Consider the following 15,453-nt stretch of genomic DNA (forward strand, 5'->3'; position numbering starts at 1 on the left):
AGAAGAGTAAAAATGACATTTAATGAATTCAAAGCAACATGGACTCCAGTAATAGATAACTTTTTAAGAGAACATCTTGAAAGTGAAGTTACAGATAAAAAAATAAGTCAAATCATGTCCTATTCAGTTATGGCTGGTGGCAAGAGGCTGCGGCCCTTACTATTTTTAGCAACTTTAGCTGCACTAAAAGCCAAAATTAGTGACAACGAGATAAGGATTGCGTGTGGAATTGAATTAATTCACACATATTCATTGATTCATGATGACTTACCAGCGATGGATAATGATGATTTCCGCAGAGGAAAATTAACAAGTCATAAAAAATGGGGTGAAGCTGAAGCAATTCTTGCTGGGGATGCACTATTACCAATGGGAATTCAGTGGATCGCTCAAGGAAGCAACTCAGCCAATTTAGTGAATATTATTACTAAAGCAGTGGGTCCCAATGGTATGGTTGGCGGTCAGTATTTAGATATCGACTCTACAAACAATGAAAGTGTCGCCCATGATTCTGAATTTATAAATAAGATGGAATGGTTAAAAACGGGCTGTTTGCTCAGAGCGTGTGTTGAAATGGCAGCAGATTATGGTCACGCAAATATGTCCCAAAGAAAGCAACTTCTCCAATTTGCTCATGCTTTTGGTCGTTCATATCAAATTTATGATGATTTAGTTGATGTGATCGAAACTAGTGAAGAAGCAGGTAAGAAAACGCATAAAGATTCCGAAAATGGTAAGAATAATACCCTAACTTTACTTGGAGTTGCCCAAAGCCGTGAAGAGTTATCTGCTCTAATTAATGAAGCTCAGCAATCTTTAAAAAATATTGACTCACATGTTTTAGCAGGATTTCTGGATTTATATAAAAAGGTATTGTAATGGTAAAAAAGAGAGCGGATATTTTATTAGTTCAGCAAGGATTATTTCATTCGCGGACTCAGGCTCAGCGGGCTATTATGGCCGGATTAGTTTCTGATCATAATCACCAGAGAATAGATAAGAGCGGTACCAGTTTTCCCGTTGATGAAATATTTTATATCAAAAAAAATGATAAGAAGTATGTCTCTCGTGGAGGTTTTAAGCTTGCCAAAGCCTTAAAATCTTTTCAGATTGATTTATCAAATAAAATCTGCCTTGATATCGGTGCTTCTACTGGCGGTTTTACAGATGTGGCTTTACAGAATAAGGCTAAACTCGTTTACGCACTGGATGTTGGCTATAATCAACTTGCATGGCAACTGCGAGATGATCCTCGTGTAATTGTGATGGAAAAACAAAATTTTCGTTATAGTCAGCTAAGTGATTTCACTCACGGACAGCCCGAATTTGCGATGACAGATGTTTCTTTTATTTCGCTTGATTTAATTATGCCGCCGATGTTTCAGATCTTAAAAGATGGCTGTGATGCAGTTTGTTTAATAAAACCGCAGTTTGAAGCAGGTCCACAGCATGTCGGCAAACACGGAATAGTCCACGACCACGCTGTTCATTGCGCTGTCATTAAGCATACAATTGAAAAAGCCAGAGCAATTGGATTTAATGTTCTTAATATTGACTATTCACCGATAAAAGGTGGCAAAGGTAATATTGAATTTTTAATACATTTACAAAAAGAAGAAAAAGATGGCGGAAAATTGTTATGGTCTGGGACCCCGGAAGAAGTGGTTGCTCGGGCTGTTGCCGATCTTTAGGAGAAAGAAATGTTAGTTGAACTGGATATTAAAAATTTTGCCATTATAAAAGCATTGAAGGTTCGCTTTCAAGAAAATATGACTGTCTTAATTGGTGAAACTGGTGCTGGGAAATCTATTATTATCGATGCAGTTTCTTTATTAATGGGCAGCCGTGGTCAAAAAGAAATGATTCGCAGTGGTGAGAAAAAGGCTGTTGTTACAGGCTTATTTGAAGTTGACCATGTGACTAAAAAAATTACTGAAATTTGTGAAAAATATGGTATTCCCAATACAGACAACCAATTGATTATCAGCAGGGAATTAGCTGTTAAAGGACGCAATATTGTTCGAATAAACGGTCAATTAACCACAATTAATGTTTTACGAGAGCTGGGTAATTATCTGGTTGATATTCATGGCCAAAATGACCAGCAGATTTTAATGGATCAGGATAGACAAATCGATTTAGTGGATAATTACGCGTCAAATGATTTTAAACAAGAACTCTCACTTTACCAATCAAATTTTAAAAAGTGGCAAAAATTAACAGCGCAAATTAGTCTTTTGCATAAAAATGCACAGGAAATGGCACAAAAACAAGATATTTTGTCCTTTCAAAATGACGAACTGTCTAAGGCTGACTTGAAAGATCCTCATGAAGATGATCAACTTGAAGAAGAATATAATGAATTAAATAATTATCAAAAAATCGTTGATACTGCTAATTATTTAATGCAATTATATGATGACGAGGATCACGGTATTGAAACTTTAATAGGTAACGCTCAAAGTGCCGCAAATGAACTCACAGAGTATGGTGCAAAATTTAAAGATATTGCCAAGACAATTGATGATGGGGTTTTTGCTTTAAGTGATGCACGCAGTGAATTATCAAATGTTCTTGACGAAATGGACTTTGATGAGGAAAGATTTCAATATGTTTCCAGCAGGTTAGATTTGCTTAATTCACTCAAGAAAAAATATGGTCCTTCGTTAGAAGATGTTTTTGCTTTTTATGACAAAATCCAGACTGAATTGGGTCAATATGAAGCTGGCGGACTTGATGAGGAAAAACTGCAAAAGCAGCTCAAAAATCTTGAACAAGAGCTTCAGGCTGAAGCAAAAAGTCTGCATGACATGAGAAAAAAAGTGGCTGCGAGTTTGGAAAGCAAAATCAAGCAGGAACTTTCAGATTTATACATGGCTAAGGCTCGCTTTAGTATTGATTTTAGAACGACCAAAACTTTTACTAAGAATGGTACAGATAATATTGTCTTCTTAATAGCACCAAACCCGGGTGAAGAATTAATGCCTTTGGTCAAGATTGTATCAGGAGGAGAACAATCCCGTTTGATTTTGGCTTTGAAGGCAATTTTCAGTAAAGTTGAACCAGTAGGAACAATGATTTTTGATGAAATTGATACTGGCGTCTCCGGTCGCGTTTCCGCGGCAATTGGTCAAAAATTGCATTCAATTGGTGAAAATAAACAAGTTATTGCGATTACACATTCACCGCAAGTAGCAGCTGCGGGAGATCAGAAATATTTGGTAGCCAAGAAAGTCAAAGATGGTGCTACTTATACTCAGATTGGGCCTCTAACTCAAGAAGAAACAATTACTGCAATTGCAGAAATGATGGCTGGTAGTGACGTGACGCAAGCAGCTAAACAAAATGCCAAGGATTTGATGAGGAGCTTTAAAAGAAAAAAGAAATAATAATAGTGAAAGGGAAAAGAATGGAAGTTGTTGAAAAAGTTACTTTAAATAACGATGAGACTAAACAGGCTGCTGGTTTAAATAAAAGAATAAATAAAGCTGATAACACCTATTCAAATATTTATTTAAGCAACAAGTACAACTATTTTGGTGATATGCCAACATTTGTCTTGGCTTATGAAGGACAAAAGTTAATCGGCTTAACAATGCTTTATGCTGATGACGGTCCTGATGAAGAAGTAGAGGTTCATCTGGTAGTTGATCCTGAATTTCGCAGGCACCATGTTGCTACAAAAATGTGGAAACGTGCCAAACATATTTTGTTGCAATATGGTTATCATAAGTGGGAATTTCCAACAGAAAAAGCTTTTTTGGCAAAGAATCCAGCATTTTTAACCAATTGCAAGTTGACTGCAGTGAAAGAAGATTCTGATTACTACATGCGGACTGAAAAACCTTTGCCACTTAATCAAGCAGATAAATTAAATCAAATTTTAGCAGTTAAACTTTTAACCGAGAAATATGTTGATCAAGTTGCTAAGGCTCACAGCAATGCTTTTGGAGAAGCAATTGCCACATCTACTAAATATGTTAAAAATGCGTTGGCAGATAAGGATACTACAAGCTTTATTTTATTAAAAGGTAATGAAGTTGCTGGTTATTGTGCTGTGGATCATGGTGAAAGAGAGGACTATTTCTTCGGCTTGTTTATTGATAAGCTATTTCGGGGACAAGGCTTTGGGACATTTTTTATCAAAAAGATGATTGCAATTTTGCAAAAGGAAGGTAGTAAAGTTTTTGCTTTAAATGCTGACATCACCAATAAAACGGCAATTCACATTTATGAAAAAGCTGGTTTTAAAATACTAAGTGAGACACTGTATTTAAAAAGCCAAGAATCAAATTGATTCCTGGCAATAAATTATTTTAGTAAAATTGACTATTAAAGATCAATTCTGAAAATATTATCAATATCAATAATCTTTATAATCTTTTTATTTACTGAACGCAAAATAAAGCGCCCTGCAGAAATACGGTTGATAATTTGGCCGATTTCACTTGTTCCGTCCTGATAACTGATTAGCACATATGAGCGGCCAAGTAGAGCTCTATTGAGTTCAGCTAAAATTTCATAATTATATTGGCTGTAAATACTTAATTTTTCATCGTCATAATCGAAAAAATAGTGACAAAGTTTTTTTAGTGAGTTTTTCATCAAACCATCCCTTGTATTTAACCGAACATTTGTTTGACAACTTATATTATAAGAACATCTGTTCTAAAAAACAAGTATTAACTTTAAATTTTTTTGTTGGTTAAAAATACCATGACTTGAAAATATTATCATTTTAGTGCAAACTAGATACAATAGCTTTTCATAAGGGAGTTTGGCATGACAGAAAAAGGTTTGTTACTTGTCCTTTCGGGTCCCTCGGGAGTAGGTAAGGGTACCGTTAAAAGTGCAATTGTGAAGAATAAAGTTTTTCCATTTGAATATTCCGTGTCCATGACCACCAGACAGCCACGGCCTGGAGAGATCAATGGTAAAGATTATTTTTTTGTTACTGAAGAACGATTTAAGCAGGCAATCAGTCAAAATGAACTTTTGGAGTATAATCAATATGTGAACCATTATTATGGCACTCCTAAGGCACCAGTTGCGAAAATGCTTGATGAAGGTAAAGATGTTCTGCTGGAAATTGACGTTAATGGTGCCCAAAAAGTTAGACAAGAAATGCCTGATGGGGTGTTTATTTTTCTCACGCCACCTGATTTGCATACATTACATACCAGGTTGGAAAATCGTGGTACTGAATCAGAAGATGTGATTATGGGTCGGATAAAGCAGGCTCGTCAAGAAATTCTGGTGATGCAGGATTATGATTATGCTGTTGTTAATGATACAGTTGCCAATGCAGTTGATCATATCAAGGCGATTGTCGAAGCAGAACATGTTAGTGTAAAACGTGTCATTGATACTTATCGCAAAATGGTTAAGGAGGACTAAAATGAGAGTTACATATCCATCTATTGATAAATTGTTGGCACAGGTTGATTCAAGATATTCTTTATCAGTTCTTGCGGCCAAAAGAGCACATGAATTGGAAGACGGTGATCCTGAAGCTTTAAAAAGCTACAAATCACAAAAACCAGTTGGTAAGGCTTTAGAAGAAATAGAAGCTGGTAAAGTTACCGTTGATCCCAATCATCGCGAGGTTAATCAGTAATTAATAAAATTTATGACCTCCATCCTAAAAGAGATGGAGGTCATTTTTTGAAGGTGATTAAATGATTGCACAAGTAATCGTTGATGTTGCGGCTAAGCAAACGGATCGAGTCTTTGAATATCATGTGCCAAAGGAACTTGGTAAAGTTGAAATAGGCTCAAGGGTCTTTGTCCCATTCGGTCCACGCAAATTACAAGGTTTCGTGGTGGGATTAAGTTCAACAAGTCAATATCAAGGTAAATTAAAAGATTTACTTTTAGTGGTTGATGAAATGCCGCCGCTAACTTCGGAATTAGTAAAGCTGTCAAAGGATTTAGCTGATAATATTTATTCTTATCGCATATCAATTTTAAAAGCGATGCTTCCAAGAATTATGCGGGCCAACTACCGTAAAATTTTGGTACCTAATTCCGCAAAGGCGCAAAAAATGGGTCTTTTCCAGGGAGACCCATTAGATTTAACTAAAATAACAGATAATAAGCAAATTGCCGGAATACGTCAATTATTGCATTCAAATGATGCCAAAGTTGAATACCTTGTTGAAAATAAAGCCCGGGTTAAAACTGAAAACGAATATTCTTTATGCAAAACTAAGAAAGAATATGTCAGTATCTACGAGTCATTAAGGAAAAATGCTGTCAAACAAAAGCAGCTCATTATGTATTTAATCGAAAATTTTAATAATTTTCCTTTAATGCAAAGTCAAATTGAAAATAATACCCACCTCAATACAGTTTCATTAACCAATGCTATCAAAAAGGGCTGGCTTAATAAAAAGCAGATAGAAAAATATCGTGATCCATTGACAGACTATAGCCGCAAAAAAAATGAGTCTAACAAAATTAAGCTAAACAATGATCAAAAAGAGGCACTTGACCATATAGTACCAGCAGTTAAGGTAAAAGAGTCACGAATCTTCTTGTTGGAAGGTGTGACTGGCAGCGGTAAAACTGAAGTCTATTTAAATGCTATCAGCGCTACGCTAAAAGAGGGCAGAAATGCTTTAATGATGGTTCCAGAAATATCTTTAACTCCACAAATGGTTGACCAAGTCAAAAGCAGATTTGGTCAACAAGTTGCTGTTTTGCATAGCGGCTTGTCTGAAGGTGAAATGTATGATGAGTGGCGCCGCATACGACGTAATGAGGTCCGTGTTGTGGTGGGAGCCAGAAGTGCAGTTTTTGCGCCCTTAAAAAATATTGGCTTGATCGTGATTGACGAAGAGCATGAATCATCGTACAAGCAGGAGGACAATCCGCGCTATCATGCTCGGGATGTTGCAATTTGGCGCAGTAAGTATCACTCTTGTCCCCTAATATTAGGCAGCGCAACCCCGTCTCTTGGAAGTAGAGCACGTGCACAAAAGGGCGTTTATCAGTTGTTGAGGTTACCACATCGTGCTAATAAACAAGGTCTACCCAAAGTTGACATTGTGGATTTAAAAAAGGCAAACTATACTGGTGGGCAGTTTGATCTTTCTACCGAAATGGTTAAAGCAATAAAGCAAAGAATAGCTAAAAATGAGCAGATAATTTTAATGTTAAATCGGCGGGGTTTTGCTAACTTCATGCTTTGTCGTGAATGTGGCTATGTCATGAAGTGCCCAAATTGCGATCTGTCATTGACTATGCATAAAGATACAAATAAAATGCAGTGCCATTATTGTGGTTATGCGACGGCAATTCCTGAAAAATGTCCAAATTGTCAAAGTAAAAAAATACGTTTTTTGGGAACTGGTACCCAAAAAGTGATGACAGAACTAAATCAATTATTACCAGGTACTCGTGTGTTGCGCATGGATGTAGATACCACAAGAAGAAAGGGTGCATTTAAAAAGATTTTAGATGCATTTGGCAATCATGAAGCTGATATATTGCTGGGCACGCAAATGATTGCTAAGGGACTGGATTTTCCTAATGTAACACTGGTAGGGGTTGTTAATGCTGACACAGGTCTTTGGCTGCCAGATTATAATGCTTCTGAACGTACTTTTGAATTACTCACTCAAGTGGCAGGCCGAGCCGGTCGAGCTCAAAAAAAGGGAGAGGTAATCATCCAAACATTTAATCCAGGTCATTATGCGGTTAAACTAGCTAAGACACAGGATTATGAACGTTTTTATCAATACGAAATGCGTGTTAGACATGCTGGTAATTATCCGCCATATTTTTATACTGTTTTGGTTTCAGTAGCTGCGAAAAAAGAACAAAATGCTGCCAGAGAGGCTTTTAAGATAAAAAAATGGTTACAACCCAAATTACACCAAGCAACAATAGTTTTGGGCCCTACACCTAGTGCAATTTCTCGTCTAAAAAACAAATATTATTATCAAATACTGGTAAAATATAAAAAAGAAGATAATCTTAACCAGTTATTACATCAAATCCAAGATTCGGCACAAAAAATGAAAAAGTATGGCTTAACTGTCTATATTGACAATGAGCCTGAACGCATAATGTAAAGGGGAATGTTTAATGACATCAATAATTTTTTTAGGAACACCTAAATTTGCCGTGCCCATTTTAAAGGCTCTTGCAGACGAAAAATATGAAATCAAGGCAGTGGTTACTCAACCTGACAAAAAAGTTGGCCGCAAGCAACAAGTTACTGAATCACCAGTTAAAGTTTTAGCTCAAAAATTGAATTTACCAGTTTTTCAACCTGCTCATTTGGCAAAGTCGGAAGAACTAACACAATTAATAGCTATGCAGGCAGATTTGATTATCACTGCTGCTTATGGTCAGTTTTTACCTAGTAAATTTTTACAATCAGCTAGAATTGCTGCAGTTAATGTTCACGGTTCATTATTGCCGAAGTATCGTGGTGGGGCACCCATCCAATATGCTCTGATCAATGGAGATAAGCAAACTGGAGTAACAATTATGGAAATGGTTAAGCAAATGGATGCCGGTGCCATTTATGCTCAAAAAGCAATTGACATTCAAAAAAATGATACAGCAGGAACTGTTTTTGAGAAATTGTCTTTTTTGGGACGTGACTTGTTGCTTCAGACTTTGCCTCAAATTATTGCAGATCCTCAGAAAAAAACGGCTCAAGATGAAACTAAAGTAGTATTTTCTCCAAACATTAGCAAAGAGCAGGAACAAATAAAAATAAGCATGACTGCGACGGAAGCCAACAACTTAATTCGCGGTCTTAATCCCGCTCCCGGAGCTTATTTGCTGGTTGATAATAAAAGGTTTAAAGTATGGCGGGCCGAAGTGGCTCCAGAAACTACCACTCTACCAGCTGGAACAGTAGTTGCTAATAAAAAACGTTTTGCTATCAGTTTTGCCAATCATACGGTTTTAAATTTACTTGAGGTTCAACCAGCAGGAAAGAAAAAAATGACTGTAAAAAGCTTTTTAAACGGACAAGGAAAAAGCTTTGCTATAGGTGATAAAATTGTCGGCTCGTAAAAGCGCCCGATCAGTGGCCCTGTCTACTTTAATTCGTGTATTGTGTTCAGGTTCCTATTCAAATATTAGTTTTAATAATAGTCTGCGTGAAGCTAAGCTTAGTCAAGCTGATCAGAATTTAGCAACTAGAATTGTTTACGGCACTATACAAGAAAAAATTTATTTGGAGTATCAACTTCATGATTTATTGAAGACAGAACTCAAGGAAGATTACCTCTGGCCATTATTATTGCTGTCTGCTTACCAAATCTTGTTTATGGACAGCATTCCCGCTAGAGCGGTCCTAAATGAGGCTAATAAATTGGCAAAAGAATACGGTAAGAGGCATTCTGCTGGATTTAAAATTGTCAACGGTATCTTACGTGCTTTGTTAAGAAGAGGCTCAATTTTGCCAGATAAAAAAGACAAGACGCTTTATCTTAGTGTCAAAGAAAGCACGCCTAAGTGGTTAGTTCAGTACTTGATTAGTCATTGGGGTGAAGATAGAGCCGCTGCCATATTAGCTAGTATTAATAAGCCGTCTAAAAATACAGTGAGAGTTTCAAAATTGGCTGATTATATTTCGGTCAAAAAAGAGTTATCAAATTTAGGATTTCTTCCTGCTGATTCTCAAATTGCTTCAGATGAACTGATTTTAGCACATGGGGGAATCTTTAAAACTGACTTATTTAAGCAAGGAAAATTGACAATTCAAGATGAAGCTGCTAGTTTGGCGGTAAGCGCTTTTGCTTTTAAGGGTAATGAAGAAGTTCTTGATGCCTGTAGTGCACCAGGAGGTAAAACTGTTCAGATCGCTGAAAATTTGAACCAGGGTCATGTTACCGCCCTTGATATACATGAAAATAAGCTGCGTTTAGTTAAAGAGAATGCCAGCAGGATGCATGTGGCATCAAAAGTAATTGTCAAGCCACTTGATGCTAGAAAAGCAGATCAAGAATTTAAAAAAGAGCAATTTAATAAAATTTTAGTGGACGCTCCTTGTTCTGGATTAGGTCTTATTAGGCGGAAACCGGAAATCCGTTATACTAAAACATTAAATGACTTAACTAAATTGCAACAAATTCAATTAAATATTTTAGATCATGTAAGTTCCTTATTAATTCAAAATGGAGAATTAGTGTATGCGACATGCACTATTTCCCAAGAAGAGGACGAAGACGTAGTTAAAGCTTTTTTAAAAAGGCATGATGAGTATGAATTACAGCCTTTTACAGCGGGTAAGCTAAAAGCCCCAAAGGGGATGCTTAAAATCTTACCGGATAGTTATGGTAGCGATGGCTTCTTTATTGCTAAGTTTAAATTGCGAGGTTAGGATTTTGATAAAAACAGCATTTGCTTCTAGTATTGGACGAATACGCAAGAGCAACCAGGATTCTGTACAGGTTTTTAAAAATAAAAAAAATGCTTTGTTGGCTATTGTTTGTGACGGCATGGGCGGACATCAAGGTGGAGATGTGGCTTCGACTATGGCTGTGAGTCATTTGGGTCACAATTTTGGTGTCACCGACTTTTACGATTCAAACAGTGCACGTAAATGGCTAAACGTTCAGCTAAGTAATGAGAATGAAACAATTTTAAGAACTGCTGACCGTTTTCCAGATTTAAATGGCATGGGGACAACAATAGTATTGGCTGTGGTTTTTAACGATGAAGCTTTAATCGCCCATTTAGGAGATTCAAGGGCCTATGGCTATTCAGATGGCCAATTCGTTCAGCTTGTAGAAGATCATTCTCTGGTCAATGAATTGGTTAAACTGGGGCAAATTACTAAGCAGCAAGCTAGAAATCATCCTCAAAAAAATATCATTACTCAGTCACTTGGAGTTTCCAGCACAATTGATCCGGAATATAAGCAGATTGCTTTAAATGATAATGATATTATTTTGCTTTGCACTGATGGCTTAACTAATTCATTAAGTGATCCCCAAATCCAACAGATACTTGCGACAAAAGATTTGTCTTTAAAAAGTCGTTGCCAAAAGCTGATTGACGAAGCTAATCGTTTGGGTGGTGAGGACAATATCACTGCTTGTTTAATTCTAAATGAGGGTGGTGACAAGCAATGATCAATAAGGGCTATTTGTTAGGCGACCGCTATCGTATAATTGATACTTTAGGTGAAGGCGGCATGGCAAATGTTTATCTAGCTGAAGATATTATTCTGCAGCGAAAAGTCGCCGTTAAAATTTTGCGGCTCGATTTACAAAAAGAACCTCAGACCTTGGCCCGTTTTCAAAGAGAAGCACTTGCTACCAGTGAATTAAGTCATCCAAACATAGTGATGGTTCTGGATGTTGGCACTGACCATGGTTTGCCGTACATGGTTATGGAATATGTGGATGGTCCTGATTTAAAAGAATATATTAGAGCAAATTCACCCTTGAATTTAGGTAATATCATTAAAATCATGGACCAAATACTGAGTGCAATGTCATTGGCTCATAAGCATAATGTTATTCACCGGGATCTAAAACCGCAAAATATTTTAATGGACAAGCATGGCAATATCAAAATTGCCGATTTTGGTATTGCCGTGGCCTTAAACCAAAATTCTGTCACCCAAACCAATTCTGCAATCGGATCTGTTCATTATATGTCCCCCGAGCAAACTAGAGGTGGACTGGTAACCAAACAATCTGATATTTATTCTTTGGGGATTATTTTATATGAATTGATTACAGGAAATGTGCCTTTTAATGGCGATTCCGCCGTTTCAATTGCTTTAAAACATGCTCAAGAGCCAATTCCTTCAATCAGAAAACAAGATCCTAATATTCCGCAACCATTAGAGAATGTAGTTTTAAAAGCAACAGCTAAAGATCCGCGCGACCGATATAATTCTGCTAAGGAAATGAAAGATGACCTTGATACCAGTTTGGAACCGGGTCGGGCTAATGAGCCAGTTTTTAAACCCACTCATGGCAATAATGATGATGAAACCATTATTTTGCCGAATTTCAAACCTAATCGAGTAGTCGAAAAGACTGATGCGGAAAATAGAACTCAAGACAAGACTGCTGACTATCACAAGAATCGTTCCAGCTTTACGCAAGCTTTGCGTAAATATAAATGGTGGTGGCTTTTTGTAGGCTTTGCAGCAATCTTAATAATTGGCTTGATGTTTTTTGTGCTCAATAATAACAAAAATAGTGATATCCGCATTCCCGATGTGACAAATCTGAGTGAGAAAAAAGCAAGAAATAAACTTGAAAGTGTTGGCTTAAAGGTTGGCAAAATAAAGCATAGAAATTCCGATAGCATTGATCGCGGCAAAGTAATTGAAACTGCACCTGTTGCTGGCTCAGAAATAAAACGAGGTCGCTATATAGACCTGTATATTTCTGATGGAGCAGGTATGGTTCAAGTACCTGATGTCACTGGTGATGAATATAATATTGCTGTCCAAAAACTTGAAAAATTAGGTTTTGAAGTAATTCGTGAAAATCAATTTTCATCCAGTGTTCCACCTGATCATGTCATTTCTCAGAGTGTTGCTGCCGATGTTGAAGTAAAGCCGGAACAAACAACAATTACGTTAGTAATATCTAAAGGAAAAAATCCGCGCTCAAAGCATCATATGATTAGATTACCTGATTTAAAAGATTATTCTTTAAAGCAGGCACAAGAATTTGCTCATAAACACGGCTTGACACTGCAAGTTAGCTCTGCCTATTCCAGCAAAGTGAAGAAGGGAATGATTATTTCCATGAGTCCAGCAGCAGGTACACAGGTTCCTCGTGGAAGTACAATTTCTGTTAATGTTTCAGAGGGAGCAAAAAAGGAACGCGATTTAACGGCAATTAAAAACTTTACGGTTAGCTACGAAGATAATGATGAAGATGATTCTGATAATAAGCGCGGTAATCATGTTCAAATATATATTGCGGATGATAATCACTCAATTGATAATATTTACCGGGATTTATATATCAAAAAAGATATGAATTTCTCAATCCCATTCGAACTTAGGGACGGCCCTGGCCAACTGAAAGTAGTACGCGATGGCCAGGTAATTTTAAATGAGAAGGTCAAAAATGATTAGAAAGGATCAGGGAATTGTTATTGGTCTGATTGCAGGCTTTTATGACGTTCAAACTGCTAATGATATTGTAAGAACTCGTGCCAGGGGAGTTTTTCGCAAGAATAAATTAAAACCAACTGTTGGTGATCACGTTAAAATCCAAATTGATGACCAAGGCACAAATTACCTGGTGGAAGTTTTACCTCGCAAAAACCTGATTGGTCGACCTGCTTTAGCAAACGTGAATCATGTTTTACTAGTAATGTCAGCAGTTCAACCCGATTTTTCTTTGCAGTTATTGGATCGCTTTTTAACTTTCTTTTCATGGCAAGGCGTTGCTGTAAGTATTTACCTGTCAAAGAGCGATTTACTAAGTAGTTCAAAGCTAAACAAGATTCACGAAGACTTGCTTTACTATAACGCTATAGGATATCGAATTTATTATAGCCAAGAAGAGGTCGCCAATAACCTGATTCATGAGATTGCCAATAAAGACATCTGGACTCTTGCTGGACAATCAGGAGCAGGTAAATCCACTCTAATTAATTCACTTCAAAGTGACGTCAAGCAGGAAACAGGCGCCATTTCTAATTCCTTAAATCGAGGCAAGCATACCACCAGAACAGTTAACCTTTTTCCTTTAGGAAAAGGTTATCTTGCAGATACTCCAGGCTTTTCAGCAATTGACCTTACGCCAATTAAAGTAAAAAAGTTATGTGATTATTTTATTGAATTTAAAAAAGCCAGTAGCAATTGTAAGTTTCGTGGTTGTCAGCATTTAAACGAACCCGGTTGTGAGGTAAAAAGATTAGTTGAAGCGGGAAAAATTAAAAAAAGCCGCTATGATGATTATTTGTTAATACGCAAAGAAATAGAAAATGGCAGGCTGCCCGAGTATTTAAAATAAGGAGAAAAATAGTGATTGCACCGTCAATTTTAAATATTAATAATCTAAATTTGGAAAAAGATATTCAAACGGCGATTGATTGCGGCATCAGCCGCTTTCATATCGATATTATGGATGGACATTTTGTGCCAAATTTGTCGTTTGGTCCGCAGCTCGTATCTGATTTTAAAAAGACTTTTCCGACAAGTGAAGTTGAAGTTCACTTAATGAGTAATAACCCTGATGTTTTGGTACCTGCTTTTGTCAAAGCGGGTGCACAAATAGTGTTACTTCACTATGAGGCAATGAATGAGGATAAACTCAATTACTGGCTGGATTATTTAAAAGAAAACAATGTTAAAGCGGGTTTAGTTCTTAATCCAGATACTGCAGTTTCTGTTTTACAGCAATTTCTTAAGAAAGTTGATCAAATTTTACTAATGACCGTTTATCCCGGTTTTGGTGGTCAAAAATTTATTCATGAATCTTCTTCAAGGATTAAACAGGCCGTTAGTTTAAGCGCTGGAACAGTACCAATTGAAGTTGATGGGGGAATTAACAAACAAACTGCTAAAATTGCTAAGGCTGCAGGAGCAAAGATCTTCGTTGCTGGCTCTTATTTATTTTGTCAGAATAGTATTAAGAAGCAAATTACGGAGTTAGAAGGCATACTGCAATGAAATCCTATGCACTGCTAGGCGCGCCTAAACAGTTATGGCCTGACGATCTCAAAGAACAATTTCTAAAAGCTAATAGAACTGGTGATTTAGTAATAGGTGTCGATCGCGGGTCGCTTCTTTTACAAGAAATGGGCATTAAAGTAGATGTGGCCGAGGGAGATTTTGATTCACTAAAAAGAAATGAATTAGCAGAAATCGAAAAAAATGTTGCTGATATTAGATATTCGAATCCAGAAAAAGATTGGACTGATGCTGAGCTGGCTATTCGCTGCGCCTTTTTAGATTACCGTGTTTCTCATTTGACTATTTTTGGTGCCACGGGTGGACGCTTGGATCACTTTTTGTCTAATTTATTTATGGTTCTTAAGCCCGAATTTAACCAGTTTACAGAAAAAATAACACTTATTGACCAGCAAAATTCAATTAAATTTTATAATGCTGGAAAACATTTAGTTAAAAGGCAGCTAGGTTATCAATATTTTGGAGTAGCAACCTTAAATAAGGTACTGAATTTAAATATAAATGGAGCTAAATATAATTTGGCTAAATTTAGTAGTGCAAATCCCGTCTCGTTTAGCTCGAATGAATTTTTACCAGAAAAAGATACATTTGAACTTTCATGTGCAAAAGGAGTAGTAGCGGTTATTCAGTCCAAAGATATTAATCGTTTTCAAAATATTTAAGCAACAAAAAAAGCAGAAGATTTCTTCTGCTTTTTTATTTCCCAAAATCTGTTTAAAAGTTTATGTTTAAATAGAGATATTCTTATTGCTCTTTCAATTAATTTTCAAGTCAAAAAAAGACAAGTTATAGTCTGTAGTTTTACTTGA

At 36.6% G+C, this 15,453-nt stretch carries 15 protein-coding genes; 14 read left to right on the forward strand and 1 reads right to left on the reverse strand.

Annotated elements, in window-relative coordinates; genetic code table 11:
* The first annotated feature begins 12 nt into the window (after positions 1–12).
* The 4 genes from GYV61_RS08680 to GYV61_RS08695 are packed head-to-tail and all read left to right on the forward strand — an operon-like array spanning position 13 to position 4,297.
* Positions 13–879: a polyprenyl synthetase family protein gene (locus GYV61_RS08680; RefSeq protein WP_174795505.1), complete on the forward strand. Its 867-nt coding sequence runs from the start codon at positions 13–15 to the stop codon at positions 877–879.
* Positions 879–1,691 (forward strand): TlyA family RNA methyltransferase, encoded by an 813-nt coding sequence (locus GYV61_RS08685; protein ID WP_174795506.1) that lies wholly within the window; start codon positions 879–881, stop codon positions 1,689–1,691. Before GYV61_RS08680 ends, GYV61_RS08685 begins: the two co-directional genes overlap by 1 nt.
* A 9-nt stretch (positions 1,692–1,700) precedes the next feature.
* Positions 1,701–3,389, forward strand: coding sequence for a DNA repair protein RecN (recN, locus tag GYV61_RS08690; RefSeq protein ID WP_174795507.1), 1,689 nt, complete (start codon positions 1,701–1,703; stop codon positions 3,387–3,389).
* Between the two features lie 20 nt (positions 3,390–3,409).
* Positions 3,410–4,297 (forward strand): GNAT family N-acetyltransferase, encoded by an 888-nt coding sequence (locus GYV61_RS08695; protein WP_174795508.1) that lies wholly within the window; start codon positions 3,410–3,412, stop codon positions 4,295–4,297.
* A 35-nt stretch (positions 4,298–4,332) separates the two neighbouring features.
* Here the strand turns inward: GYV61_RS08695 and GYV61_RS08700 are convergent, their stop codons facing one another.
* Complete coding sequence (locus tag GYV61_RS08700) at positions 4,333–4,605, reverse strand: hypothetical protein (RefSeq protein ID WP_174795509.1); 273 nt, start codon at positions 4,603–4,605, stop codon at positions 4,333–4,335.
* Between the two features lie 177 nt (positions 4,606–4,782).
* Between GYV61_RS08700 and gmk the strand changes: the two genes are divergently transcribed.
* The 10 genes from gmk (at position 4,783) to GYV61_RS08750 (ending at position 15,306) form a co-directional block, all read left to right on the forward strand.
* Positions 4,783–5,397: a guanylate kinase gene (gmk, locus tag GYV61_RS08705; protein WP_110446233.1), complete on the forward strand. Its 615-nt coding sequence runs from the start codon at positions 4,783–4,785 to the stop codon at positions 5,395–5,397.
* 1 nt (position 5,398) lies between these two features.
* Complete coding sequence (gene rpoZ / locus GYV61_RS08710) at positions 5,399–5,617, forward strand: DNA-directed RNA polymerase subunit omega (RefSeq protein ID WP_046325061.1); 219 nt, start codon at positions 5,399–5,401, stop codon at positions 5,615–5,617.
* Between the two features lie 61 nt (positions 5,618–5,678).
* Positions 5,679–8,078, forward strand: a complete 2,400-nt coding sequence (gene priA, locus GYV61_RS08715) for a primosomal protein N' (RefSeq protein WP_174795510.1) — start codon at positions 5,679–5,681, stop codon at positions 8,076–8,078.
* Between the two features lie 13 nt (positions 8,079–8,091).
* Positions 8,092–9,036 (forward strand): methionyl-tRNA formyltransferase, encoded by a 945-nt coding sequence (gene fmt / locus GYV61_RS08720; protein WP_174795511.1) that lies wholly within the window; start codon positions 8,092–8,094, stop codon positions 9,034–9,036.
* Positions 9,023–10,348, forward strand: coding sequence for a 16S rRNA (cytosine(967)-C(5))-methyltransferase RsmB (gene rsmB, locus GYV61_RS08725; RefSeq protein WP_174795512.1), 1,326 nt, complete (start codon positions 9,023–9,025; stop codon positions 10,346–10,348). The genes fmt and rsmB overlap by 14 nt, the downstream gene beginning before the upstream one ends.
* 4 nt (positions 10,349–10,352) lie before the next feature.
* Positions 10,353–11,102: a Stp1/IreP family PP2C-type Ser/Thr phosphatase gene (locus GYV61_RS08730; RefSeq protein ID WP_110446716.1), complete on the forward strand. Its 750-nt coding sequence runs from the start codon at positions 10,353–10,355 to the stop codon at positions 11,100–11,102.
* Positions 11,099–13,078 carry a Stk1 family PASTA domain-containing Ser/Thr kinase gene (gene pknB / locus GYV61_RS08735; protein WP_174795513.1) on the forward strand — a complete coding sequence of 660 codons (1,980 nt, stop codon included), beginning with the start codon at positions 11,099–11,101 and terminating at the stop codon, positions 13,076–13,078. Before GYV61_RS08730 ends, pknB begins: the two co-directional genes overlap by 4 nt.
* Entirely contained in the window at positions 13,071–13,964 is an 894-nt protein-coding gene (rsgA, locus tag GYV61_RS08740) for a ribosome small subunit-dependent GTPase A (RefSeq protein ID WP_174795514.1), read from the forward strand. The genes pknB and rsgA overlap by 8 nt, the downstream gene beginning before the upstream one ends.
* A gap of 8 nt (positions 13,965–13,972) precedes the next feature.
* Positions 13,973–14,623: a ribulose-phosphate 3-epimerase gene (gene rpe, locus GYV61_RS08745; RefSeq protein ID WP_122026198.1), complete on the forward strand. Its 651-nt coding sequence runs from the start codon at positions 13,973–13,975 to the stop codon at positions 14,621–14,623.
* Positions 14,620–15,306, forward strand: a complete 687-nt coding sequence (locus tag GYV61_RS08750) for a thiamine diphosphokinase (protein ID WP_174795515.1) — start codon at positions 14,620–14,622, stop codon at positions 15,304–15,306. Before rpe ends, GYV61_RS08750 begins: the two co-directional genes overlap by 4 nt.
* Positions 15,307–15,453 lie beyond the last annotated feature (147 nt).

The sequence above is a fragment of the Lactobacillus melliventris genome (genome assembly GCF_013346935.1).
Lineage (GTDB): Bacteria > Bacillota > Bacilli > Lactobacillales > Lactobacillaceae > Lactobacillus.

Bases quoted from the DNA above. Each gene is read 5' to 3' on its own strand.
- GYV61_RS08695 (WP_174795508.1), top strand. From the start codon at position 3,410: ATGGAAGTTGTTGAAAAAGTTACTTTAAATAACGATGAGACTAAACAG.
- GYV61_RS08680 (WP_174795505.1), top strand. From the start codon at position 13: ATGACATTTAATGAATTCAAAGCAACATGGACTCCAGTAATAGATAAC.
- priA (WP_174795510.1), top strand. From the start codon at position 5,679: ATGATTGCACAAGTAATCGTTGATGTTGCGGCTAAGCAAACGGATCGA.
- gmk (WP_110446233.1), top strand. From the start codon at position 4,783: ATGACAGAAAAAGGTTTGTTACTTGTCCTTTCGGGTCCCTCGGGAGTA.
- recN (WP_174795507.1), top strand. From the start codon at position 1,701: ATGTTAGTTGAACTGGATATTAAAAATTTTGCCATTATAAAAGCATTG.
- GYV61_RS08750 (WP_174795515.1), top strand. From the start codon at position 14,620: ATGAAATCCTATGCACTGCTAGGCGCGCCTAAACAGTTATGGCCTGAC.
- pknB (WP_174795513.1), top strand. From the start codon at position 11,099: ATGATCAATAAGGGCTATTTGTTAGGCGACCGCTATCGTATAATTGAT.
- GYV61_RS08700 (WP_174795509.1), bottom strand. From the start codon at position 4,605: ATGAAAAACTCACTAAAAAAACTTTGTCACTATTTTTTCGATTATGAC.
- GYV61_RS08685 (WP_174795506.1), top strand. From the start codon at position 879: ATGGTAAAAAAGAGAGCGGATATTTTATTAGTTCAGCAAGGATTATTT.
- rpoZ (WP_046325061.1), top strand. From the start codon at position 5,399: ATGAGAGTTACATATCCATCTATTGATAAATTGTTGGCACAGGTTGAT.
- rsgA (WP_174795514.1), top strand. From the start codon at position 13,071: ATGATTAGAAAGGATCAGGGAATTGTTATTGGTCTGATTGCAGGCTTT.
- fmt (WP_174795511.1), top strand. From the start codon at position 8,092: ATGACATCAATAATTTTTTTAGGAACACCTAAATTTGCCGTGCCCATT.